The following is a 24,414-nucleotide window of genomic DNA, read 5'->3' as shown; positions in this document are numbered from 1 at the left end:
TGAAATATTGTTAATAATCTTAAGGTTAATTTGGTAAAACTGTGACAGGATTCACAGGTTTTCCATCTAAACGGACTTGGAACTCCATCATGACACGCGAAGCACCAGAAGAACCCATCTCTGCAATTTTCTGTCCAGCCGTTACCGTATCACCACTCTTCACTAGCATTTTGCTGTTATGTGCATAAGCAGTGATATAACCATCAATATGCTTAACCAAGACGAGATTGCCGTACTCTTTTAAGCCATCTGCTGCATAGACGACTTGACCATTTGCAGCTGCAAAAATTGGATCACCCTCATTACCACCGTAACGCGTACCTTTTACATTACTCGCCATATTATAGCTTTGAATAATTGGTCCATTCGATGGTTTCACCCAACGTAAACTCGAAGCCAATGTGGTAGATGGATTTACAGGTACGGCTGGAACAACGGGTCTTGGTACAACAGGCTGCGTTTTTGGAGCAACAGGTTGCTGAGTTGGTAAATTAATACTTTGACGTTGAATTGGTGTGGTTTGTGTCATAGCTTGCGTAGAGGTTGTACGCTGCGCCACAGAGCCTTTTAGACGCAAAGACTGATTGACGTAAATTCGATAAGGTGGAGCAATACCATTTAATGCAGCAACATCCAGGTAGTTCAAACCATACCGGTTTGAAATCGCACTTAAAGTATCACCCGAACGGACGGTGTAATAGTTCGGTGCTTGCACATAACGCGACCCACCATTTACTTGCGGTTTAGATGCACAACCCGTCATAACTGCCACTGTCGCAACCGCCATAGACAAAACGATTGTTTTAATCATTTTCTGTGATAGAAAAACCGAGACATGGTTTAAGTGCATCTTCGCCCTCATCGAAAAAAACCTTAATTCATTATTACATTTGCGCCTAAGAGTACCAAAAAAGTGAGAAAAAACGAGTTCTCACATTCTATATTCACAAAGTTATAACATTCATACGCCTAACCATTTACATGAGCATGTAAATTTTCAAGCACCGCATAGTTAGTTGCATCCATCTGAATCGGTGTAATGCTGACATAACCGTTCGAAACTGCAAAGAAATCGGACTGAATATCACTTGATACGGCTTGTGGATCAGTAATCGCCTCTCCTGCCAATCCAATCCAATAGACTTGACGACCACGTGGGTCAACATGACTACTAATAGGCTTAGATTGAGCACGGCGCCCCTGATAGGTTACCTGCGCACCCTTAATCTGTTCAATATCTGGAATGTTAATATTGAAAATATGACGTGGCGGCAATACAGGGAGACCTTTGGCAATAAAATCATGTACCCATTGTGCCGCAACGGCATAGTTTTGTGGATGTTCATAAGAACGTACATTAGAGCCTGCCAAAGACACTGCAATTGCAGGATGCTTCATCAAACGCCCTTCAAAAGCTGCGCCTACTGTGCCTGAATAGAGCACATCATCACCGAGGTTCGCACCACTGTTGATGCCACTTACCACCAAATCAAATTCAAAATCGAATAGCCCATTCATGGATAAATAAACACAATCTGCAGGCGTTCCATTGACTGCCCATACATCTTCAGAAATTTGTATAGGACGTAAAGGGCGATCCAAGGTCAAAGCACTGGAATAACCACTCCGTTCACTTTCTGGCGCAACCACCACGACGCGGCCCAAAGGTTTTAATGCTTGCGCTAAAGCTTGCAATCCAGGTGCAAAAACACCATCATCATTTGCGATCAAAATATTCACTGGAATCTATTCTCTATTTGAGGACAACTGAGATTTCAGTCATCCCTTGCGTTTAAGCCAACATATTTCAAATCAGGCATGAAACCTAGGCAATGACGCTCCTCTTGTCAAGTTTCATCACCATATTTGTGTCTATTTTCGTGAATAACAGCATAACAAGTGAACTCAACACTCAACAAAGCTAAACGCTTAAACTTAATACAATTCATGCCATCAACATTGTTGATGTGTCAACTAAGCTCAGCTTACTCAACAGTTTTTTCAATTGAATTATTCCTTGAATTATATATATTTAGGTCTTCATGGTATTAGAAATTTATACAGCCATGAGACATTTATCTAATTTTATTCGAATTTTCGGGGTGAGTTTCACACTTTTAGCGGCACCTGTCGTTTTTGCTGATGAAGCGGTTTCAGTGAAAGAAGCAGATGCGTTAATCAAAGATGACATTGCCAATGCCCAAGTGCTTATTGAAATGTGTCCAAACTTGATTGGCAAAAATGCAAAATTTGACCAAAACATCAAAAAGATGGTGGGTTCATATCTCAGCAATTATTCTGACAAATCTGCTTCTTTAGACAGCTTACAGAAAGATGCTGAATTTAAAACTTTACTGAAAGATGCTCGTGAAGCAGCATCAGAAGTGGATAAAGCTGAACAAAAATCAGTTTGTGATGAAGTCCTTAACTTTGAAGGTTAATTACTTTTAAAAATCTGATGTGGTTTTAACAATTGAATGATTTAAAACCACATCGCTATATCTAATTCATCAAAAATGTTGATGTTGCTCGAATCATGCTTACCAAGCATCCGGTTCACGAACCATATGAATAATATTAGCTGGACTGCTAATCCATCCTCCTCGAAATCCCTCTTCTAAGGGTTCAATTGCATCACAACGGACCACGCCTGCGGCTTCCAAATATTCAGCAGCTTCGGGGAAGTTATCGGTAAACAATTCAAGCCATAGCTCAGCTTGGCTCATTTCTGGCGCCGCAGCGATCCATAATTTAACAGGTCCAAGTTCAAAACCGATATCAGGCAGTTTTTCTGTAATTTGTTTAAGACCAATCACATCACGATAGAATGCAACGGTGGCTTCAAATTGATGTGGTGGAAGTTTAAGCGCGATATCAACACCGCCTGTGAATTTTGTCTTCATCTTATTGCTCCTGTTCTATACAGATTTATTATTTTCTCTCACATTTTATTTACTTTGCGCACTTAGCCTGCGGTATTTGCGGCTTGATCCATTCTCATCACAATACTGTAAATAATTACATCCATTTCAAACAGCATAATTTTTAAGCATGTGATGTATAAATGGCGATGTCAAGTTGCAACCCATGTTGTCGATATGGTGAAGGCACTTAATATTTTGAAAATTTAAAGCCACATTTTCTCCACGCTTCCTACAGCAAACATACATTTTTTAACATGCATTTATGCTATAAGTTATTCAAATTCTTTAAATCTTGTTTTTGAGTTTGATTTGTTATGAAGAAAATTTTTTTTAAAACACTAGGTTTATCATTGCTTATCGCTTCGAGCGCTTTAGCTCCTACAGCCTTTGCAGCAGATAAAAAAGCCGCTGAAGCAGAAAAGATTGAAGTTACTCCAACTTCTGATACTGTGACCAAACAAGAACTTGCAGCGATCTATGTGCTTTCCGAAATTTGCCCAGGCTTAATCGGCAAAGATTTAAAATTTAATAAAGCCTATGACAACCTCGTCAAAGCTTATTTAAACAACGATGGTAATGCTGTTGAAACCCTCAATAAACGAGTCAAAGGCAAGGACTACCAAGAGGCACTAAAAGAAGCACGTGCAGATGCAAAGGCGGCTTCTGATAATGACAATCGTCAAATTTGCGATGATGTTCGTAATTATTATTCGAAATAATCCGACCAATTAAGCTTCAGGTTACAATACTGTATGAAAAAGCCGACTTCCCCCGTAGAAGTCGGCTTTGCTTTGTCCTAAAATGCTAGGCTCGTCTGCTTCATACAAGATATTGGAACCACCTAGAATGACTCAAAAAAGCGCTCTTGCTGCATTACTCCTTTTGCCAAGCTTTTCATATGCAGCAACTGTCCTATCTGCCCCACCAGAATTAAATAATAAATCCTACGTATTAATGGATTATGAGACAGGACAGATTCTCGCTGCCAAAAACGAAAATGAAAAACTTGCACCTGCTTCAATGACAAAAATGATGACAAGCTACATCATTGAACAGAAACTTTTAAAGGGTGAATTGACCGAAAACGAACAAGTACGCATGAATGAATCGGCGTGGTGTCGTGGTAGCAGCTCTGAATCATGTATGTACGTTCCATTAAATGGCACGGCAACAGTTTTAGAAATGCTACGTGGTATTATTATCCAGTCAGGTAATGATGCATCTAAAGCAATGGCTGAACACATTGCGGGCAACGAAGGTACTTTTGCCCACATGATGAACCAAGAAGCAAAACGTGTGGGTATGGTGAATACGCATTTCATCAACTCAACAGGTATGCCTGCTGATGGTCATTACTCAACTGCAAAAGATATGGCGATTCTTGCTCAGCATATTATTAAAGATAGCTCTAAATACTACCCGATCTATTCGGAAAAAGAATTTACTTTCAACGGGATTAAGCAAGGTAACCGTAATGCCCTGCTTTATACCGACCCAAGTGTTGATGGTTTAAAAACAGGTCATACCAATGAAGCAGGTTTCTGCTTAACCACGTCAAGTAAACGCGGTCCAATGCGTTTGATCTCGGTGATCTTTGGTACACCAAGCATGAATGAACGTGCCAGCCAAACTCGCACCTTATTGGCTTGGGGTTTTGCAAACTTTGAAACTGCAAACGTTCAACCTGCCAACCAAGTGCTTGCTAAAGCAAAAGTATGGTTTGGTAAACAAGACGAAGTTCAAATTGGCTTAGCTGAAAACTTCAATGTGACTATGCCTAAAGGTCAAGCAGACAAGATCAAAACTCAGCTTGTGGTTCAACCTAAACTGAATGCACCTTTAGCCAAAGGTCAAGTGGTCGGTAAATTAGTGGCGAGTCTTGATGGCAAAGTGATTGCAGAAAAACCACTTGTGGCATTAAAACCTGTTGAAGAAGCTGGCTTCTTTGCCCGTATGATTGACCATATCAAAATGTTCTTCAGTAACTTATTCTAAGTTTTAGAAGAGTACGATTAAGCATTCATGCTCTTGGGCATGGATGCTTTTTTATTTTATAATTCCTTTAAATTTTCCGATCGAAAGCCCTTATGCCAAAGAACATCCGTCCTTATTTAGATCAAAAACCTGATGTTGATGCAAGCTGCTATGTAGATGAGATGTCAGTTGTAGTTGGTGATGTCAAATTAGCAGAGAATGTTTCAGTCTGGCCTTTTGCTGTGATTCGTGGTGATGTAAATTCGATTCAAATCGGCAAAAACAGCAATGTGCAAGATCACTGTATGTTACATGTCAGCCACAAAAATCAATCTAAACCGAATGGTTCTCCGCTGGTCATTGGCGAAGATGTAACGGTTGGACATCATGTGACTTTACATGGCTGTACCATTGGTAATCGTGTCTTGATCGGGATTAATACCGTGGTGTTAGATGACGTGATTATTGAAGATGATGTAATGATTGGTGCAGGTAGTCTGGTACCGCCACGAAAAGTATTAAAAAGTGGTTATCTTTATGTCGGGAGTCCAGTACAGCAAATTCGCGCACTGACCGAAAAAGAAATGGAGTTCCTTCCTTATTCAGCACGTCATTATGTGAAAGTGAAGGATAATTATTTAGATCAAGAGAAGTAATTTTAAAATCAGCATATAACAGGTGTTAAATGCTGATTAAATATGTGTCTTAAACACTAAAATAATGAGATATTAAAGCTCACATAAAGAACAATTTACACCTCGGCAGTTATGCAACACCGATGTCCGAGCACTTTTTTTGCTGGTTCCAGGTCCTTCAACCAAGGGCCCTGCCAATTGCTCAGCGCTGGATGAGGGTCGCCATTTATTTTTGACTGAGATCTTTTGATGCCCTGTAATCATCGGCCTTAGTAATATGGATTGCTGGCAGTATGGGCAAGATGTGTTATCCCTTGCAATACTGGCGATTGAGACATTCTGCTCGAAAATCCCTTCACAATGTTCACATCTAAAATCATACAATGGCATCTTAAAATCCTTCTTTAACGATCAATCTTGCATTCATCCAAGACTAACGATGTCCCCAAAACTTATTCTCGTTTAAGGCACCTTGCGGCAAAATATTCTTCTCAAAAATAGAAGTTGGTAGAGAAATTGTGCAAGCACAGTTTGGAATATCCACAATGCCACCGATACGCCCTTCCACAGGTGCAGCAGTCAGCAACATGTAGGCTTGAGATCCCGTAAATCCGAAATTCTCAAGATATTTAATCGCTTTTAAACAAGCCTGACGATAGGCAACTGTAGCATCCAGATAATGATTTACTCCATTTTCCACACTAATGCCTTCAAAAGTTAACCACTGATCGTAATTAGGTCTGACATTGCTTGGAACAAAGATCGGTGAATCAATATTATATTTTTCCATTCCACCTTTAATCAGGTCAAAACCAACACGGGTTACCCCATCCATTTCAATCGCACCACAGAATCCGATTTCGCCATCACCTTGCGAAAAATGCAGATCTCCCATCGAGAAACCAGCACCTTTCTGATACACAGGAAAATAAATACGACTGCCCGCAGCAAGATCTTTAATGTCGGTATTACCACCATGTTCGCGCGGTGGCACAGTACGAGCTGCTTCAACTGCCATCCGATCAAACTCTGCACCCGTGACACCACGTAACACCGCAGTTCTTGGATCAGGTGGATTTGCCTGTCCCTTAGGTACCAATAAGGCCTCTCTACGATTCCACTCTTTTAAAAGCTCATGCGAAGGAAGCGTCCCCATTAATCCAGGATGCTTTAAGCCCGCAATACGAACACCAGGGATATGACGTGACGTTGCAAACAATCCTTTTAAATCCCAAATCGCCTTATCTGCTTCAGGGAAATAATCCGCTAAAAAACCACCGCCATTTTCTTTCGCAAAAACGCCAGAAAAACCCACAGCGGAGATCGGCTGAATATCCAGAAGATCAATCACTAATAAATCACCCGGCTCAGCACCTTCAACATAAAAAGGTCCTGTCAACGGATGCGCTCGAGTGAGATCTACATGTTTTACATCAGACACATCATCGGTATCTTTAATTTGAGCGTCCAGAAAATCTAGACTTTCAATGAGGATTTCTTCACCTGGTTTCACCGATGTTAAAAAAGGAATATCTGGATGCCAGCGATTATGGCCAATCTCTGCTTGTTCTGCTAAAGCGACACCAGGTTTAATTTTAATATGCTGCATAATATTTTAACTCCGTGTGCTGTCTATCAATCTAATAAATTATCTGTTCTACTTCTAAATCATTGAAAGGCCATCACAAATATGACTTTTCTTGGCAGGGATTATTATTTTTACCTTGCGGTCAAAAAATACACTAGCATATTCTGTTTTTTTGAAGCAATTCCTTTTCGATTCTCAACACATCAAATACACACTGATGGCAGCAAATATTTTTCTTCCACTTTAGTGAATTAGCCTTCCTGTGTAGCCAAAAACAGTCAAATTTTGTAGAATACGTTTTTTAAAACCTTGGTGCTTTCTATGACCGCTTGGACACCTCATGTCACAGTCGCCACTGTAGTCGAAAAAGACGGACGTTTTCTGTTTGTTGAAGAACACAGCGAGGGCTTTGTACATACCGTGTTTAATCAACCTGCGGGTCATGTCGAATGTGGTGAAACCATTATCGAAGCAGCCATCCGTGAGACCTTAGAAGAAACAGGTCATCATGTTGGAATTGATCATCTGCTTGGGATTTATACCTATACTCCACCGATGTTTCCTGACCGTACTTATTACCGCTTTTGCTTCCTGGCCCATGTCACGGCAGTTGAAGAAAATGCACAACTGGATACAGGGATTGTCGCTGCAGTATGGATGAATCTGGATGAGCTACAAGAAACAGCGCGTGCGCGTAGCCCACTGGTTGTAAAAGCTGTTAAAGATGCCCTTGCTGGCAAAAAATATCCTTTATCGCTTATTTATGAGCACCCTTTTTCTCCCTCATTAACTTCTCATTTGGACGCTTAATTAGATGCAACAACGTGTCATCGTCGGTATGTCTGGTGGTGTAGATTCCTCCGTTTCTGCCGCATTATTACTTCAACAAGGATATCAAGTTGAAGGTCTTTTCATGAAAAACTGGGAAGAAGATGATGGTACGGAATACTGCACAGCACTCGAAGACTTGGCAGATGCGCAAGCCGTTGCAGATAAAATTGGCATCAAGCTACATACAGCTAACTTTGCGATGGAATATTGGGATCGTGTCTTTGAGCATTTCTTAGCTGAATATGCTGCAGGCCGCACACCAAACCCAGATATTTTGTGTAATAAAGAAATTAAATTCCGCGCTTTCCTTGATCATGCCATGACCTTGGGTGCAGACTTTATTGCTACAGGTCACTATGCACGTCGTGGTGCAAGCACACAAAACTCACGCGGCGAGACTTATGCCCCATTGCTCCGTGGTGTCGATAATAATAAAGACCAAACCTATTTCTTACATGCGGTACATGGTCGTGAAATTAACAAGACCTTGTTCCCTGTTGGCGAAATTGAAAAGCCAGAAGTTCGTCGTATTGCAGAACAGCTTGATTTAGCAACTGCCAAGAAGAAAGACTCAACGGGTATTTGTTTTATTGGTGAGCGTCGCTTTACTGACTTCCTTAAACAATACTTACCTGCACAAGCTGGAAAAATTGTTTTGGAATCAGGTAAAGAAGTTGGTGAACATCATGGCTTGATGTACTATACGCTGGGTCAGCGCGGTGGTATCGGTATCGGTGGTATGAAAGGTGTACAAGAAGGTGCATGGTTCGTACTCCATAAAGATATTGCCAATAACCGACTGGTGATTGGTCAAGGACATGAACATCCGTTGATGCAAAGTACGCAACTTTGGAGCGAGTCGATTGATTGGGTTGCAGGTGAACAGGACATTCCATCGGCTGGATTCCGCTGCACAGCGAAAACCCGTTATCGTCAGCCAGATCAAGCGTGTACTATCTATCGTGATGAACAGACTGAAAATGGCATCCGTGTTGAGTTTGATGAGCCGCAACGCGCTGTGACTCCAGGACAAAGCGTGGTGTTCTATTCTGGAGAGGTCTGCTTAGGTGGTGGTGTTATTCATCATACCAATGCACCTGAACCAGATTTTATTTAAGGAAATTGGAAGCGAAGCATGGTCGAGTTACCCTTTCAGCACACTCAAGCGTTGAATGTTAGACAGAACCGTGCTCTAGCATTGGCCGCAGTCTTTCAGGCAACTCAGTTAACACATATGACTGCGATGGCTGGCCAGCAAAGCATTGGCGATAGTGGTAATTTCTATTTTGAACTATTGATTAAAGCCAGTCTAAATATTCGTCCTGCAGCAAACAATGCCACTCAAACCTTAGATTTTTTTAATCAACTTGCAGACATTTCACTCGGATTAAAAACATTAGAAGGCTGTATTACTCAGCCTTTTAATACCGCACCAAAATCCCGTGTTCCTAAAATGTCGACAGCAAAACTACCCATGTCCTATGCGATGGCCCTGTTGCAGTTAGAAAAGAAAGTCTACAGTAACCCTGAATACGTAAAAATTATAGAAAGCTCGCAACAAAAAATCTTAAAGCAACTCTCCTTTTTCGATAATAACTATTTACACCCAAGCATTATTGCCAACCTCGCACAGACCTATGTAGAAACTGCTGGTCAAATTAATCCACGTATTTTAGTTCGTGGCAATGCTGAAGCATTTAAAGACATCAATCATACCAACCGTATTCGTGCCTGCCTCTTTACAGGCTTACAACTTGCGCATTTATGGAAGCAGCTCGGTGGAAGCTCTTGGAGTATGATCTTTAGTAAACGCAAGTTATTGCAAGATATTCAAGCTCTCGCTCGTTTGCAGTATCAGGTGGTATAGACCGATGCTGCAACGAATTTATTTTTATGCCGTTTTACAACCTCTCTAAATCTCTCCTGAGGAACGACTAAAGTTCCGCAAGGAAGAGCTAAACTTTAAGGAATCTGTATGAATGCTTTAACCGCACTCTCGCCACTTGATGGACGTTACGCTAGCAAATGCGATGCCCTACGCCCTTTTTTGTCTGAGTTTGGTTTAATCCACGCTCGTGTCACGGTTGAAGTGCGTTGGTTACAAGCACTTGCAAATCGTGCAGAAATTATTGAAGTTGCGCCATTTTCAAATGAAACCAATGCTGCTTTAGATGCAATCGTTTCAAATTTCTCTGAAGAAGATGCAAACCGCATTAAAGAAATTGAACGCACCACTAACCATGATGTAAAAGCAGTTGAATATTTCCTTAAAGAAAAAATTGCCAACATTGATGAATTACAAAATGCAGGCGAATTTATTCACTTTGCATGTACTTCTGAAGACATCAACAACTTGTCTCATGCGCTGATGTTGAAAAATGGTCGTGAAGTTTTAGTTGCAAGCATGAAGCAACTTCTCAATGCAATTTCAGCTTTGGCAACAACGCATGCTGAACAACCGATGTTGTCTCGTACACACGGTCAAACTGCAAGCCCGACTACGCTGGGTAAAGAGATGGCAAACGTTGCTTATCGTTTAGCACGCCAAATCAAGCAATTCGAAAATGTTGAATTATTAGGCAAAATCAATGGTGCTGTAGGTAACTACAATGCGCACCTTTCTGCATACCCAGAAATTGATTGGGCTGCACATGCACAAGCATTTGTTGAATCTTTAGGCCTAAGCTTCAACCCATACACCACACAAATCGAGCCACATGATTATATGGCTGAATTGTTTGATGCTTTACGTCGTTACAACACCATCTTGATCGACTTTAACCGCGATGTTTGGGGTTATATCTCGCTTGGTTACTTCAAACAAAAGTTAAAAGATGGTGAAGTTGGTTCTTCAACTATGCCGCATAAAGTCAACCCTATTGACTTCGAAAACTCAGAAGGTAACTTGGGTATTGCCAATGCTGTTTTAGGTCACCTAGGTGAAAAACTTCCTGTGTCTCGCTGGCAGCGCGACTTAACTGACTCAACTGTATTACGTAATATGGGTGTTGGTTTTGCGCAAAGCTTAATTGCTTTTGATGCTTGCTTAAAAGGTGTTGGTAAACTTGAATTGAATGCTGCTCGTTTAAATGAAGATTTAAACCAAGCCCAAGAAGTTCTTGCAGAGCCAATTCAAACTGTTATGCGTCGTTATAACGTTGAAAAGCCATACGAAAAATTAAAAGCTCTTACTCGTGGTCAAGCAATGACACGTGAGATGATGGTGGACTTCGTCAATGGCGATGAACTTGCTCAAGTTCCAGCTGATGAACGTGCTCGTCTAGCTGAGTTAACACCTGCAACTTATACTGGTAATGCGGCTGAGCAAGCAAAACAAATCAATGATTTGATCAGCAAGATCTAAAACTGATTGACTCAAAAAAGCAGAGCTTCGGTTCTGCTTTTTTATTTCATCAGCATACAATTATTTTTCTTTTTTACACCGATCAATATATTTTTCAATCATAAAGTTTACTATGTCAGCCTCTCCTCTTGGTTCTCTTTTTTTCTCATTATTATAAGTCTTCCAAGCCTCATCCCAATTCTCTTTTAGGAAGTTAACCATACACTCCTTGTAAGGAGCAGGCACTTTTTCTGCAACATGAGCTATAAACTTCTCTTGATATTTAACTTGTGAATTCGTACAACCAAATAATAAAAATATGGTAATTAACCCTATACTCCAGTTTTTCATTGGCTAATCACTCTTCATGTTTTGATTTCAACAACCTAAAATTATTTAGTCTATAACCGTTATCAGAAAATGAAATAACCCATCACAATATTTCACTACAAACACTTTATTTTATTGAGAAAAACTATTTATTAGTATTTTTCTATTCCTCCTCCAACTCCTCTGGCGTACAGTAACTTGGAATAATTTTCATAGTTTTTATATCCATATAATCACCACAAATTTCTCTACCATTTTCATCAGTTCTACGTCCTAATGCCTTTTTTTGCTCTTCACTCATCGAATCTAAGTAATTATAAAAATACATATGATCAATCACTTCAGGATCATTAAAACTGGTGCTTAACTCGATTCCAAATGCTTCACCTTTTTGATTTTCATTACAATCCGCTGTAAGGTTGTAGCTCACCCGTGTTTTTGAATGAAATTTACTTCTAATTTCATCATGCATTGGATAAGCACCGACAAGTACACCATCTACATCAATCGCATCTTTAAATATACTTCGCACTTGTTCCGTATCAGGTTTCTTTAGCTCTTCTTCTATTTCTGCATCTGTTTCTTTCTTTATATCATGCTCTGGTCGTTCTAAACGGAAACGAAAACTATCAATTTGCTTATCATTTTTTCTCTCAACCAATCGCACCCCTATATCATCATAGATATATAAATTGGTTAAATTAATTCCATCAGTACTGTCCACTTTTCTATAGTTTTCCCCTAAAACTTTGATCCAAGGTTCAACACCAGAATTCATATAAAGATCTGTACCGTTATAATTAATTGCACAACCATGCACCTTAAACCGATGTTGTGGATTTAATTTTTTTATAAACCCTTCGGTATCAGAATCTGTCTGAGCAGCTGACTGACCATTACTGCAACTCATACATAAAACAACGGGTAAAAAGCCTAGTAGAACCTTTTTAGAGTAACTCATAAATTTTTATTACCAAATACGTTTGCTGTATTGCTCACCCTCCTTTACACAAATAATTTATTGAGAAAGGGCTATTTATTAGCATTTTGCCTTTCCTCTTCTAACTCCTTTTCTGTGCAGTATCTTGGGACAACTTTCATAGCTTTTACATCAAAATATTCGTCACATACCTCCTTACCAGTTTCATCTTTGCTTCTATATAATTGTTTTTTTTGCTCCTCACTCATCGAATCTAAGTAATTATAAAAATACATATGATCAATCACTTCAGGGTCATTAAAACTGGTGCTTAACTCGATTTCAAATGACTCACCTTTTTGGTTTTCATTACAATCCGCCGTAAGATTGTAGCTCACTCGTGTTTTCGAATGAAATTTACTTCTAATTTCATCATGCATTGGATAAGCACCGACAAGTACACCATCTACATCAATCGCATCTTTAAATATACTTCGCACTTGTTCCGTATCAGGTTTCTTTAGCTCTTCTTCTATTTCTGCATCTGTTTCTTTCTTTATATCGTGCTCTGGTCGTTCTAAGCGAAATCGAAAACTATCGATTTGCTTATCATTTTTTCTCTCAACCAATCGTACCCCTATATCATCATAAATATATAAATTGGTTAAGTTCGCTCCATCCGTACTGTCCACTTTTCTATAGTTTTTACCTAAGGCTTTAATCCAAGGTTCAACACCAGAATTCATATAGAGATCTGTACCGTTATAATTAATTGCACAACCATGCACCTTAAACCGATATTGTGGATTTAATTTTTTTACAAATCCTTCAGTATCAGAATCTGTCTGGGCAGTTGGCTGACCATTGCTGCAACTCATACATAAAATAATAGGTAAAAAGCCTAATAGAATCTTTTTAGAGTAATCTGTCATTTTATACCAGTAATGAAGTTTATTGAGAAAGTTTCTCTTTACTAAATGCCAAATTGCTATCACCATCCTCAACTACTTTTTCCACCAGTATCCATGTCGTTTCAACTCTTATTGGGTTTTCAATTGTATCTGGAGTTGTAAAAAGATCTAGATTACTTTTAAAGCTGAAAACTTTAGGAGCTAATTTCCAGTCTTCAGGATGCTTGGCTGACATTTTTTCTTCTTTTATCATAAAATTACAAGCAGAGTATGGCTCAATTGAACGATAAATCCCTGTCACCATGATCGGCTCACCAGTTTTAACCATAATATTCGTATTGAGCTGATATTTAGGTAAATACTCTGGAAAATCTATCCCCACAACATACTCATCTTCTAATAGATCTTTATAATCCCATTGAGCTGTATAATAATCACTAGCAATATAGATATTCGTTGCTCGAGTTAGAACAATTTTTTCTTTAGCTTCATATTTTTCGACAGCTCCTTTTTCTACTTTTTCCATCCAGTCATAGGGATAATCTCTACCCTGTGCGATTGCAGCATTATTAATGCTGCTCATTCTTCTTAAGATAGGTAAAAAGCCCTCTTTTAAGTCATCCAAGCCATCAACTAAATGACGTAACACTCCTTTAAAGTTTGGTAGTACGATGGTTCCCCAAACATAGTCGGCTTGATGAGATGAAGGTTGGGCACAATGATCGGGTGCTAAATGAGCACTATATTTATCTAATAGTTCTTCAGTATATTGAATCAACTCCTTCCATAACTTTACCGTTCCATAGTAATAGTTATATGAAATAAATTGTTCAATTGCATAGATCTCTTGAGGGAATAACTCTAGCTTCTTTAAATCAATCATTTTAATTATATAAATCTCAAAATTTTAAATGCCCCGAAGGGCATATTAGTTATTCGTCACCATCCCAATACCAATACACCTCACCCCAGTCTGCTTCAGGAAGCACTGGTAATATTGCACCTTGAGTAAAATAGAGTCTTGTATTTGGTTGTGCAGGAGTGGACCAATAACCTGTTTTCGTTACTTTTTCTCCACCTTTTTTAGAAATTCTTTTTTCATTAAATATGGCATCTTTTTCACCATCTTCAACTACTTTTTCAACCAGTATCCATGTCGTTTCTTCTTCTTCTGAATTTTCAATTGTATCTGGTGTCGTAAAAAGGTCTGGATTCGTTTTAAAACACTGAACCGCTGGAGCTAATTTCCAGTCTTCAGGATGCTTGGCAGACATTTTTGTTTCATGTATCAGAAACTTACACGCTGAATATGGTTCAGTAGAACGATAAAAACCTGTCACCATAATTGGTTCATCTGTTTTTACACTTATCTTAGGATTTAAATAATATTTAGGTAATATTGGAGGATACTCTATACCCACATCTCTTTTATATACATCTTTTTTTAATAGATCTTTATAGTCCCATTGCGAGTCATAGTAATCACTTGCAATAAAGGTATTATTAGCTCTTATTGATACAATATCCTGTTTAGCTTTATAAATAGCAGCTGAGCCTTTTTCAACATGATCCATCCAATCATAAGGATAATCTCTCCATTGAGCAATAAGAGCATTACGAATGCCACTCATTCTTCTTAATATAGGCAAAAAGCCCTCTTTTAAGTCATCTAAACCATCAACTAAATGATGTAAAACTCCTTTAAAATTTGGTAGTACAATTGTTCCCCAGACATAGTCGGCTTGATGAGATGGGTGCTGAGCACGATGATCGGGCGCTAAATGAGCACTATATTTATCTAATAGTTCTTCAGCATATTGAATCTGTTTCTCCCACAATTTTACCGTTTCATAATAATAGTCATAAGAAAGAAATTGCTCTAATAAATAGATTTCTCTTGGGAATAGCTCTAGTTTATTTAAATCAATCATTTAAATTATATAAATCTCAAAATTTTAAATTCCCCGAAGGGCATATTAATTATTCTTCACCATCAAAGACCCAATATTCTTCACCCCAGTCTTTATTATATTTGGGAATTAATGTTCCTTTGGTAAAGTACAAACGCTTCTCCTTTTGGCTAGATAAAATCCAATAACCTGTTCTTGGACATAATTCTCCACCTATAACTTTTAAATCAGGTGTAGCAAACATATCTACATCCTCAACCCCAATATCTTCAAACTCACCATCAACCAATTCAACAAAGTACCAACTACAGTCAAAGCCAGTAAATGCATTTCTTGCAATCAACTCTGGGGCTAATCTTAATTGAGTGTCATAATCAAACTTTACATAACCAAAATCGTCATCTATTTTTTTCTTTTTAATATTTTCAATTGCAAATGTTCTTAGTTCTTCAGATGGAGTCCATGCTGTATATTCATTAAACTTAGAAAATAACTGCTTACCTAAAGCATTTAATGTTTCACATTCTTCCAATTGCCCCCCCTCAAAACCATTTTCATCACGGTAAGTCCAAGCAAATTGTGGTGTACCCAATTGATCGCCTACAGGGATATATACGCCTGTCCTATAAATAGATTCCTCACTATTTATATGTATATCTGTATGAACTCTAAGCTTTGGGACTTTATGATCAAAAACTCCAAGCTCTTTAATTACTTCAAATAAACTATATAAAGTCCATGATCTTGGAGGCTTAACACAAGAATCATAATAACTACATAATTTATATAATTCATCAAAGCGCATTTTAAAATCAGATTCTTCTTCTTCTGACATCCAATTAGGTCGAAACTCACCCAACATACGTGCTGTATTATATGCAGGTGTCCAACCATATTCATCTAATTTTGTTTCTTCAATTATTCTAATTAACCCTATTCTAAAATCGAGTAAAGATGGGTAAGCATAGGTACTCCAATTGGCTGAGGTATCACGCATTCCCCAACCTTCTTGCAATAGAACACGGTCACGATACTGCTGATCAGCCAAATCAATTACACCACCAGTATACTGAATCAAATCTTCCAGTTTGGTCAGCAACATTTCCAAATAAGGCCGTGAAGTAAAATAATATAACAAAGCAATTGATTGCTTTTGAAAACGAGTCAATTGCTGTTCTGTATTCTGCATTATAACGATCTCTTAATTTTATCTATTAATAACTTGTCCAGATATATTTGGAAGACCAATTCTGACATCTTTTAACTGCTCATCAAAATCCGTCATGCCCCAATTTGTATCATAAGGACCATGAAGATTCGGTTCTTTTATTTTGCTTCGAACTGCCTGATATTTCGCTTTCTCGGCTGGAGATAAACTATTATAAGCATCTCGACTTTTTGGGGATTTAAGCGATAAACGTCCGTAACTATCTATAGGGTAGTAGAAGGTATCATCATACTCTCCCTTTCTAAAAATAATCTGCTCCCAGCCCCCCTCCAAATGATAGGTTTCTTTTCTTAAAGCATCTTTTGTCTGACTTGAAGCTGGGCCTCGCCATACTTTAATAGATTGACCAGCGGGAATATCGTAAATTACAAACTGCCCATTCGCATTCCAGTCTGGCCAAACCGCTAAATATTTTCGCCAAGCCGCTTTCGGATCAGGACTATTCTTAATTTTAACGAAGACCTCTTCTGTAACCCAACACTCACCAAACGCACCATTTGCAGGTGAAGTTACCCGGTATAATCTGGCTGGTCCTGAAATAATATCTGCAGATATTTTACTAAAAGATTCAATATTATAGTCAGCTAAAGAAGGATATCCTTCTTTGACTTTTTTATCTATATCACTTCTATAGTCACTAGGTCTCAATGGCTTATTTTTCATACTTCCTTTGCTTAACCAAGTTGGACGTGGCTTTTTAGTACGCATTAAAGTAATGGCATGCGCTTCTGGTAATGTACCTCTAAAGTGAACATTAGTAGTATTTCTCACTGCTGTTCTTTGTAGATATGACTCCATATCTAATCTATAAATAACTCTTGCTAAGGCATCATTAAGTGGCGCCAAAGCTTTTGCCAATGGGGCATCTGCAGCATTTCGAATTTTTCTAACAATGGCGACAGTATTTCTAATTTTATCTTTTAAACCAGGAATATATTTGGCCTTATTCGTTAAGTTATCTAATAACTGAATCCCTCGATCAAAAGCAGCCAATAACTCCTTTGCACTAAGCTTATTTTTTACTTTTATAATTTCATTCTTTAAATAAACGAGAATATCCACGTTCGGTAGATATTTTTTAATATAATCTTGTACTTGTTTTTTTCTTAAAAAAGTAATAACCCATGTCATAGCTGAATCAACAGCTTTAACAACGGCTTTTCCTCCGCTTCGTCTTACAAATAAGAAGAAGATTTTTAGAACCCCTTTAACCAAACTCCCTAGGCTTGGAAATAGACCAATTAAAGTAAGGGCCAATGCGACCCAAGCCCACTGATCCGAAATATCTTCATTTAGCTTCTTACAATTTGCCACCAAATCGCGAACATCACATATCTGATCCACAAATGGGATCATGGAAATTGCAGCATCAAATACAATTTGCCCTGTACTACGATTATCATTGAAGTCTCCTTCAATGGCCTCTACCATCCACTCCCATATACTTTTTTCCTCTTGAATATCTTTTTGCTCACCAGTCATCCAAGCCAATGCATCTCTAGCTTGCGTAGCATTAGGAATATTATTTGCCATTATTTACATCCCCATAACTACGGATTGATGAGTCGTCTTCAATTTCTAATAACTCTTCTAATCGATTGGCAATTTTTTCTTTACCTTCTTGAGGTTCATATACTACTTTTTTTATGGTTTCAGGTGGTACATTTTCATGCCTAGCAAATCCATTAGCATCTAGTTTTCCTGCTAATGTTGTTCCATTTTTAAAGAAAATTTTATAACCATTATTTGCAATACCCTTTCTTGTTTCAGGGTCACGATAATCCAAAGCAATCCAATTTTTATTATCGAATTCAGGCAAAGCTGGTAATTGTGCATTCGCTTGTGCCCCACCCATAAACAAATGTTGCCCTGCCTTTACTTCAAACTTGCCACTTGTGATAGGGAAAATACCTGAACCATTCAGCTTGATCTGAGAACCACCCGCAGTAATCACAATCTCTTTCGGACTACTGATCTCAATACGATCTTCAGTTGAGATAATCTGAATGCCTTGCTTGGCAAGTAAATCCATTCCATCGCCTTGAGCATGCATTTCAATCTTGCCTTTGGCTGCGACTTGTTTAATGCCATTCTGCGCAGCAAACACACTGATTCTGTTTTGCGCATGTGTAATCAGATTCTTTTGTGTGCTCAGATTAATACTGTCGCCAGCAAACTGATTGATCTGGCCATCCGCAGATAAATGAATATCTTCATTCGTACTCAGAGCAATGCTCTCTGGTGAATTGAGCAAAAGTACAGCTTTATTAAACTTGGCAATATCCGATTCAATTGATTCGAAAAAAGATTTTAACTGTGCTAAAGATTCAACCTCATCAGTTTGCTGATTCTTAGCCACTTCGCTGAGTGCCTTGGCATTGTTTTGATTGCTTTCTAGCTGCTGTTTAGCAACTTGTGCGTCCAGATGTTCACCTTGCGCTTGATCCTGTTTATGCGTGGAAAGCAGTAAACCTTCACCTGCACGCACGGCACCCCATTGGTCAGTGCGTAGTTCAAAACCTTCACCACGGTCTTCACTTTCCGCTGTTGCTTTAGGATGACTCAATTTTCCGAGATTGAGTTGACTGGCGGCATGGCTGCTTTGCAACTGGGCACTGATCTGCCCTGTGGTGTCATCAAAACGCAGTTGGTTATAGCCTTCACCTTGATACTCTTTGGACTTGATCCCTGCCAGTTTCTTGGTGTCTGGCATTTTGCCTGCATGATCAAACTTGGTTGGGCTACGATGGCCTTCATGAATTCTTCCCACCACAAATGGACGGTCAATATTGCCATCAAAGAAGTCGATCACCACGATTTCATCAATACGCGGTAAAAAGCGTGCACCATAGCCTTCACCAGCCCAAGGCGTAAGCACATCCACCCACGCTGAATCGGTGTCGTTGTCATTGGCACCCGCACCACCATCCTGGCTATGGTCGTCATTACGAGTGAATAGAAAACGGACTTTAATTCGTCCCCATTCATCGACATGGATTTCTTCACCGCTTGGTCCAACCACTTTGGCTCGTTGCGGTGAGGCGGTTGGGCGGTGTTGCAATGGGTTAAATTCAGGAACAGTTTTAATACTGCGGCGTTGTAGTGTTAGTTGGTTGGCTTGGCGTTCTTCATTATTAGATTGAGTCGGTTGCCAGTTGCTTTGTACTAATAATTGATTGATCTGTTGATGTAAATCTTTAGGCAAATTGTTTTGGTTATAGAAGTTTTTGCCCGTAATCAGGAATTCTTTATCGCTGCCATCATGCTGATCTATTTCAGGGTGTTCAGCCAATTCAAACCAGTAACCGACATGGGTATCGCGCACGGTGCTATGGGCTGTAAATTGTTTGGATTGCAAGTCGTAGTATTGACCCAAGTTCCGATTCAGTTTTTCAATTTGGGCATTGCCCGATGGGGTTGCACCATCTTCACCATTCAGGTCTTGCATCCATGCCGGTGAAAAATGCCATGCTTGTTCCAGACCTAAACTGGCATTGTCATGTTGTTCGCTGTGCTTATGTGTGCTTTGTACACTGCCTGCGCCATCTTCCTGTTCCAGTGCATCGGCTTGCCAGCGTTGTACATGCACACTGCTCGGCTGTAGAGAGCGTTGCCCGACCAGACTAGTCATGCTGTCATATTGTTCAGTGGCACTACTACGGTGATAACGGATCTGTCGACGATCGAGTGCTTGGTACTGGCTATTGTCATCAATCAGACGGAGCTTTTGCGGCTGAATCGCGGCACTGCTTTGCGCGACGGTTCGTTCAGCTTCATCAATGAGCCAGTTAATCGATTCACTACGTAGCAAACGCGTCAGAAAGTCGTAGTCACTTTCCAAAGATTGCATGATAAAGGGACGAACATCGTAATCTTGGCTCAATCCGCTTAAATCAAGCGTTAAGCTGGATGCAAATAAGGGACTTTTGCTCTGCCATTCCTTGAAGATGATTTCCACCACATCACGCACACTTTTGTTCATAAATACGCGGCTGTTACGGCGTTGCTTCCACAATGCGGTTGGATCTTCTAAAGTCAGTTTATAGACAGTTAGGCTACCGTCTGATTGTCCTTGTAAGGCTTGAGTAATAATCCCTGTGACGCGGGTCAGTTGACCTTGATCGGTGACGGTATCAATTGCCGCTTGGCTGCCGATGAACTGTTTCAGGGGAATAGTCGCATTGGTCGACAGGCAAATCAGTTCTGCCTTAAATCCATCATTCAGCTGATGCTGACCATCAATACGTTGTAGGAAGACTTGAGTATTTAAATTTTGATTTGAAAATTGAATATGTACTGCACGTTTTTGTGCAGTAAGGCCAAGACTCTCTAAAGCTTGATGAATATTGTTCAACATTTTTATAGATTTTTTTGCTTAAATTTACGGCATTTTACTGATAGCAATACGCCTCTGTCTATACGGTATTGTCTGTTTATGACAATTTTTGTCACTTCCATAAATTACTTTTTAAATATTACGTTTTTATTCATCAAGATAAAGTACATGCTTTAAAGCATATTTTTTACCATCAATGTAAAAAGCAGAGCTTCAGCCCTACTTTTTAAAAGTGTATCAACCTATCACCGCTAATTATTCCAACTTAGACATAATCCACCGTTCTGGTTTTTAACAGATCAAGTTGCAGCATTTTTTTCTTTTTACGACGATATGCGATCAACAAACCAATGAACCACACAGGTGAAAAAGCCAATGCAATCAACGTATCATGATCTAATGCTAAAATAACAATGGTAAACACCAAAAATGACATGGTCAGCCACGCCATAACCAAACCACCTGGCATTTTAAATTTAGACTGTTGATGTAACTCTGGGAATTTTTTCCGATAGCAGATATAAGACAGAATAATCAGCATGAAGGTAAACACGCATAAAATTGAAGTCAGTGCTGAAATGATGGTAAACGCCGTCATGACATTCGGCACAATAAATAAAATAGAGGTTCCAATGGTGACGCAGGTCATTGAAAAAACTAGACCGCGAATTGGCACCTTTCTTTTTGACAACTTACTAAAGCTTTTAGGCGCATCATTGTCTAGAGACAAACCATAAAGCATGCGACTGGTCGCAAAGATACCGCTATTTGCAGAGGACAATGCCGAAGTTGCCACCACAAAATTGACCAATCCTGCTGCAATTGGCAGTCCAATCAATGAAAACATTTCTACAAATGGGCTCTTTTCTGGTGAAATTTTTGCCCACGATGTGACGGCGATAATACAAACCAAGGCACCGACATAGAACAGTAAAATACGCAACGGAATTGAGTTAATTGCTTTAGGCAAGGATTTATGCGGATCTTTGGTTTCAGCCGCTGTCGTACCAACCAGCTCAATACCGACAAAAGCAAAAATTGCAATTTGGAAACCTGCTAAAAAGCCTGTGACGCCATAAGGAAACATCGATTGAGTTTCAAATACATGACTCATCGAAGCTTTGACACCATTGGGTGAAGTAAAGCCAGTACTGATTAAATAAATACCCGCAAGAATAAACAGGATAATGGCGGAGATCTTAATCAACGAAAACCAAAACTCCAACTCACCAAACATTCGAACCGCAACAAAATTCAAGATGGTTAAAATTGCTAGCGAGGTAAATGCTGGTATCCAAACGGGTACGTCTGGATACCAAAACTGCATGTAGCCCCCAATCACAATCACATCGGCTATCGCAGTAATAATCCAGTTACACCAATAAGACCAACCCAAAAAGAAACCAGCCCAAGGGCCGATATACGCTGTGGCAAAATCAGCAAAGGTCTTAAAATTAGTATTTGCCAGCAATAGTTCACCCATTGCCCGCATGACAAAGAAAAAGAAAAAACCAATAATTAAATAAGTTAAAACAATCGAGGTCCCTGAAATACTTAAGGTCTTCCCAGACCCCATAAATAGACCCGTACCAATTGCACCGCCAATGGCGATCATCTGAATATGACGATTGGTTAAAGAACGTTGTAACTTTTCTTCATCCTGCTGCGTCATATGTTGACTGCCAAGCAGATCTCCTTGCAGAAGTTGCTTTTCATTATTCTGAGTCATGTCATCCTTACTCCAATGTATAACAACCGTTATCATTGCCTGATAAAAATAAATTATTTTTAAAATGCTTTAATTTAAAAGTTCCATTTTTCTAAAATTATTTTGAAATTAATAGTTTAAATAATCCACCTCATCTATAAATTGTTTGCATTAGATCCCTTCTCTGCGCGTTAGAATCTATTTTTATCGATCAAAAATATTTGAGCCGCAAGCATCATATCTCATCACCAAACGAGTTGAAGAGGATGCTTTTCACTTCTGCTTAATTAATATCCAATTAACATGAAATATACCCTATTATCACAATCCAATTCATCTTAGAAATATATGAATATCGATAATAGTAAAAAATTATGCATCGATATAAATAAAAAAATATGGCTAAAAATACAGTATAAGTGTTGTTAATTAAGATCTAGATCTGTGGATTTTCTGCTGATACATAGCCCATCAGTGCTTGTTCTGATTTGCAATATTGATATTGAGCAAACGCACCGATGCACCTTCTTTCACATGTAACTGATGAGCTTGTTCTGTAGTCAATATCACTTGGTTTTGATCTGGCTGGCTAAAGATCAGAATGGCGCGAAAATTTTCATAATCATCATTTGCAACAATATACGGTTCATCGCCTAGCGTCACTTGATCAGATGACTCAACCTTTACCATCACCACATGGCTGTCTCTAATCGCTCTTAAATTTTCAATATCAGCCTGCAAGGTTGCTCCCGCATCAAAGATATCGACATAACCCTTATAGCGTAGCCCTTCTTCTATTAAAAGGTTATAAGCTGGCACCGTATTGGGATGAACCGCAGCAATCACAGCCTTGGCTTCATCAGGCAACATATCGACATAGAGAGGATGCCGTGGCATCAATTCTGCAATGAAGGCTTTTTTGCCTGTACCACTCAGATAATCTGCTTTGGTAAATTCCATATCAAAGAATTTATGACCAACCGCATCCCAAAATGGCGAACGACCATTTTCGTCTGAAAATCCGCGCATTTCAGCCACAATGGTTTCTTCAAAATATTGCCTAAAAGCGGAAAGGAACAGAAACCGCACTTTAGATAAAAACTTACCATTCTTATTTAAGCGATAGTCAGGATCTAAAAATAAAGTACATAATTCACTACAATTGGTATGGTTATTACTCAAATACAAAGTTGGTAAAGCTTTATAGACATTTAGTGGTTCAGAAGAATGCACTTGCGTACCCACATGGAAATTATACCAAGGCTCTTTTAGGCCTAAAGCAACCTCAATTCCACATACCCCGACCACCTTATGCAGTGTGGTGTCTTCTAATGCAAATAAATAGCCCTGCTCCGACTTTTCTAGTTTGCCTTCGACCGTTTTAATCGCTCGGTCAATACGTGCAGCCAGTATTTCCATATCCGGCTGCAACGAAGTTAAGCCAAAACCCGCTTTTTGAGCCAAATGGTAAAGATCATGAATATCTTTCTGTTGAATATAACGAATTATCATCATGTCATTTATCCCTTATTTTGAGTCATAGCAAACGAAGCAAAGCTTAGGCTAATTGTGCTCTTGAGTAAGACATCCAATTCATTCTTTCTATGCTGAACCATGCACAATACTGACATTTGTTATTCCTTAATTCTTAAATTTTCCCTAGCATCAGCTCATTTACGTCTGAGCTGGCTTTATTTATCTAAGTCTTTTTTGTGACTTTTTCATCAAGCTGAAATCAAATTTAAATAAGCTAAACTGATCAACCGCTTTGCTGATC

At 39.1% G+C, this 24,414-nt stretch carries 23 protein-coding genes; 8 read left to right on the top strand and 15 right to left on the bottom strand.

The features are described from left to right. Nucleotides 1–25 precede the first annotated feature (25 nt). Together F993_RS15705 and surE are read right to left on the bottom strand one after the other, a co-directional pair. A complete protein-coding gene (locus F993_RS15705) occupies nt 26–850 on the bottom strand; it encodes a peptidoglycan DD-metalloendopeptidase family protein (protein WP_004652829.1) in 825 nt (274 codons plus the stop codon). A 119-nt stretch (nt 851–969) separates the two neighbouring features. Then, a complete protein-coding gene (gene surE / locus F993_RS15710; protein WP_004652828.1) occupies nt 970–1,740 on the bottom strand; it encodes a 5'/3'-nucleotidase SurE in 771 nt (256 codons plus the stop codon). A 326-nt stretch (nt 1,741–2,066) separates the two neighbouring features. On the opposite strand from surE, the gene F993_RS15715 reads away from it, so the two are divergent. After that, nucleotides 2,067–2,441, top strand: a complete 375-nt coding sequence (locus tag F993_RS15715) for an MCR_0457 family protein (protein WP_032812645.1) — start codon at nt 2,067–2,069, stop codon at nt 2,439–2,441. A 99-nt stretch (nt 2,442–2,540) separates the two neighbouring features. Here the strand turns inward: F993_RS15715 and F993_RS15720 are convergent, their stop codons facing one another. After that, nucleotides 2,541–2,903: a VOC family protein gene (locus F993_RS15720; RefSeq protein WP_004652826.1), complete on the bottom strand. Its 363-nt coding sequence runs from the start codon at nt 2,901–2,903 to the stop codon at nt 2,541–2,543. Nucleotides 2,904–3,238: 335 nt separating this feature from the next. Between F993_RS15720 and F993_RS15725 the strand changes: the two genes are divergently transcribed. The 3 genes from F993_RS15725 (at nt 3,239) to F993_RS15735 (ending at nt 5,554) form a co-directional block, all read left to right on the top strand. Continuing rightward, nucleotides 3,239–3,643, top strand: a complete 405-nt coding sequence (locus F993_RS15725) for an MCR_0457 family protein (protein WP_004652824.1) — start codon at nt 3,239–3,241, stop codon at nt 3,641–3,643. A gap of 127 nt (nt 3,644–3,770) precedes the next feature. Next, nucleotides 3,771–4,919, top strand: a complete 1,149-nt coding sequence (gene dacC, locus F993_RS15730) for a D-alanyl-D-alanine carboxypeptidase PBP5/6 (RefSeq protein WP_004652823.1) — start codon at nt 3,771–3,773, stop codon at nt 4,917–4,919. Between the two features lie 92 nt (nt 4,920–5,011). Continuing rightward, on the top strand, nt 5,012–5,554 hold the full coding sequence (locus F993_RS15735; protein WP_004652822.1) for a gamma carbonic anhydrase family protein: 543 nt from the start codon (nt 5,012–5,014) through the stop codon (nt 5,552–5,554). Between the two features lie 72 nt (nt 5,555–5,626). On the opposite strand, the gene F993_RS19990 is transcribed toward F993_RS15735, so the two are convergent. Both F993_RS19990 and fmdA read right to left on the bottom strand, forming a co-directional pair. Beyond that, nucleotides 5,627–5,923, bottom strand: a complete 297-nt coding sequence (locus F993_RS19990; RefSeq protein WP_032812403.1) for an FmdB family zinc ribbon protein — start codon at nt 5,921–5,923, stop codon at nt 5,627–5,629. A gap of 43 nt (nt 5,924–5,966) precedes the next feature. Continuing rightward, nucleotides 5,967–7,142, bottom strand: coding sequence for a formamidase (gene fmdA, locus F993_RS15740; RefSeq protein ID WP_004652821.1), 1,176 nt, complete (start codon nt 7,140–7,142; stop codon nt 5,967–5,969). A 300-nt stretch (nt 7,143–7,442) separates the two neighbouring features. Here fmdA and F993_RS15745 point away from each other — a divergent pair, with 300 nt between their 5' ends. The 4 genes from F993_RS15745 (at nt 7,443) to purB (ending at nt 11,316) form a co-directional block, all read left to right on the top strand. Continuing rightward, nucleotides 7,443–7,931: an NUDIX hydrolase gene (locus F993_RS15745; RefSeq protein WP_004652820.1), complete on the top strand. Its 489-nt coding sequence runs from the start codon at nt 7,443–7,445 to the stop codon at nt 7,929–7,931. Between the two features lie 4 nt (nt 7,932–7,935). Continuing rightward, nucleotides 7,936–9,069, top strand: a complete 1,134-nt coding sequence (mnmA, locus tag F993_RS15750; RefSeq protein ID WP_004652819.1) for a tRNA 2-thiouridine(34) synthase MnmA — start codon at nt 7,936–7,938, stop codon at nt 9,067–9,069. An 18-nt stretch (nt 9,070–9,087) separates the two neighbouring features. After that, the gene (gene hflD / locus F993_RS15755; RefSeq protein ID WP_004652818.1) at nt 9,088–9,819 is read left to right on the top strand and encodes a high frequency lysogenization protein HflD; all 732 of its coding nucleotides are present in this window, start codon (nt 9,088–9,090) and stop codon (nt 9,817–9,819) included. Between the two features lie 108 nt (nt 9,820–9,927). Continuing rightward, complete coding sequence (purB, locus tag F993_RS15760) at nt 9,928–11,316, top strand: adenylosuccinate lyase (RefSeq protein WP_004652817.1); 1,389 nt, start codon at nt 9,928–9,930, stop codon at nt 11,314–11,316. A gap of 60 nt (nt 11,317–11,376) precedes the next feature. Here the strand turns inward: purB and F993_RS15765 are convergent, their stop codons facing one another. The 10 genes from F993_RS15765 to astA all read right to left on the bottom strand — a co-directional run bounded on the left by F993_RS15765 (nt 11,377) and on the right by astA (nt 24,152). Further along, nucleotides 11,377–11,646: a hypothetical protein gene (locus tag F993_RS15765; RefSeq protein WP_004652816.1), complete on the bottom strand. Its 270-nt coding sequence runs from the start codon at nt 11,644–11,646 to the stop codon at nt 11,377–11,379. A 142-nt stretch (nt 11,647–11,788) separates the two neighbouring features. Then, complete coding sequence (locus F993_RS15770) at nt 11,789–12,586, bottom strand: DUF7738 domain-containing protein (RefSeq protein WP_004652815.1); 798 nt, start codon at nt 12,584–12,586, stop codon at nt 11,789–11,791. A 71-nt stretch (nt 12,587–12,657) separates the two neighbouring features. Further along, nucleotides 12,658–13,476 carry a DUF7738 domain-containing protein gene (locus F993_RS15775; protein ID WP_004652814.1) on the bottom strand — a complete coding sequence of 273 codons (819 nt, stop codon included), beginning with the start codon at nt 13,474–13,476 and terminating at the stop codon, nt 12,658–12,660. Nucleotides 13,477–13,495: 19 nt separating this feature from the next. Then, nucleotides 13,496–14,338: a hypothetical protein gene (locus tag F993_RS15780; RefSeq protein ID WP_004652813.1), complete on the bottom strand. Its 843-nt coding sequence runs from the start codon at nt 14,336–14,338 to the stop codon at nt 13,496–13,498. A gap of 49 nt (nt 14,339–14,387) precedes the next feature. Further along, a complete protein-coding gene (locus F993_RS15785; RefSeq protein ID WP_004652811.1) occupies nt 14,388–15,386 on the bottom strand; it encodes a hypothetical protein in 999 nt (332 codons plus the stop codon). Between the two features lie 49 nt (nt 15,387–15,435). Beyond that, nucleotides 15,436–16,554: a hypothetical protein gene (locus F993_RS15790; protein ID WP_004652810.1), complete on the bottom strand. Its 1,119-nt coding sequence runs from the start codon at nt 16,552–16,554 to the stop codon at nt 15,436–15,438. 18 nt (nt 16,555–16,572) lie between these two features. Then, nucleotides 16,573–18,126, bottom strand: coding sequence for a hypothetical protein (locus F993_RS15795; RefSeq protein ID WP_004652809.1), 1,554 nt, complete (start codon nt 18,124–18,126; stop codon nt 16,573–16,575). Beyond that, nucleotides 18,116–20,950, bottom strand: a complete 2,835-nt coding sequence (locus F993_RS15800) for a type VI secretion system Vgr family protein (protein WP_004652808.1) — start codon at nt 20,948–20,950, stop codon at nt 18,116–18,118. Before F993_RS15800 ends, F993_RS15795 begins: the two co-directional genes overlap by 11 nt. Nucleotides 20,951–21,194: 244 nt before the next feature. Next, on the bottom strand, nt 21,195–22,658 hold the full coding sequence (locus F993_RS15805; protein WP_004652807.1) for an amino acid permease: 1,464 nt from the start codon (nt 22,656–22,658) through the stop codon (nt 21,195–21,197). Nucleotides 22,659–23,108: 450 nt separating this feature from the next. Then, nucleotides 23,109–24,152, bottom strand: a complete 1,044-nt coding sequence (astA, locus tag F993_RS15810) for an arginine N-succinyltransferase (protein WP_004652806.1) — start codon at nt 24,150–24,152, stop codon at nt 23,109–23,111. Nucleotides 24,153–24,414 lie beyond the last annotated feature (262 nt).

It is taken from the genome of Acinetobacter proteolyticus (assembly GCF_000367945.1).
Lineage (GTDB): Bacteria > Pseudomonadota > Gammaproteobacteria > Pseudomonadales > Moraxellaceae > Acinetobacter > Acinetobacter proteolyticus.
The sequence above is the reverse complement of the archived record's forward strand: the minus strand, read 5'-3'. Positions and strand labels throughout refer to the sequence as shown.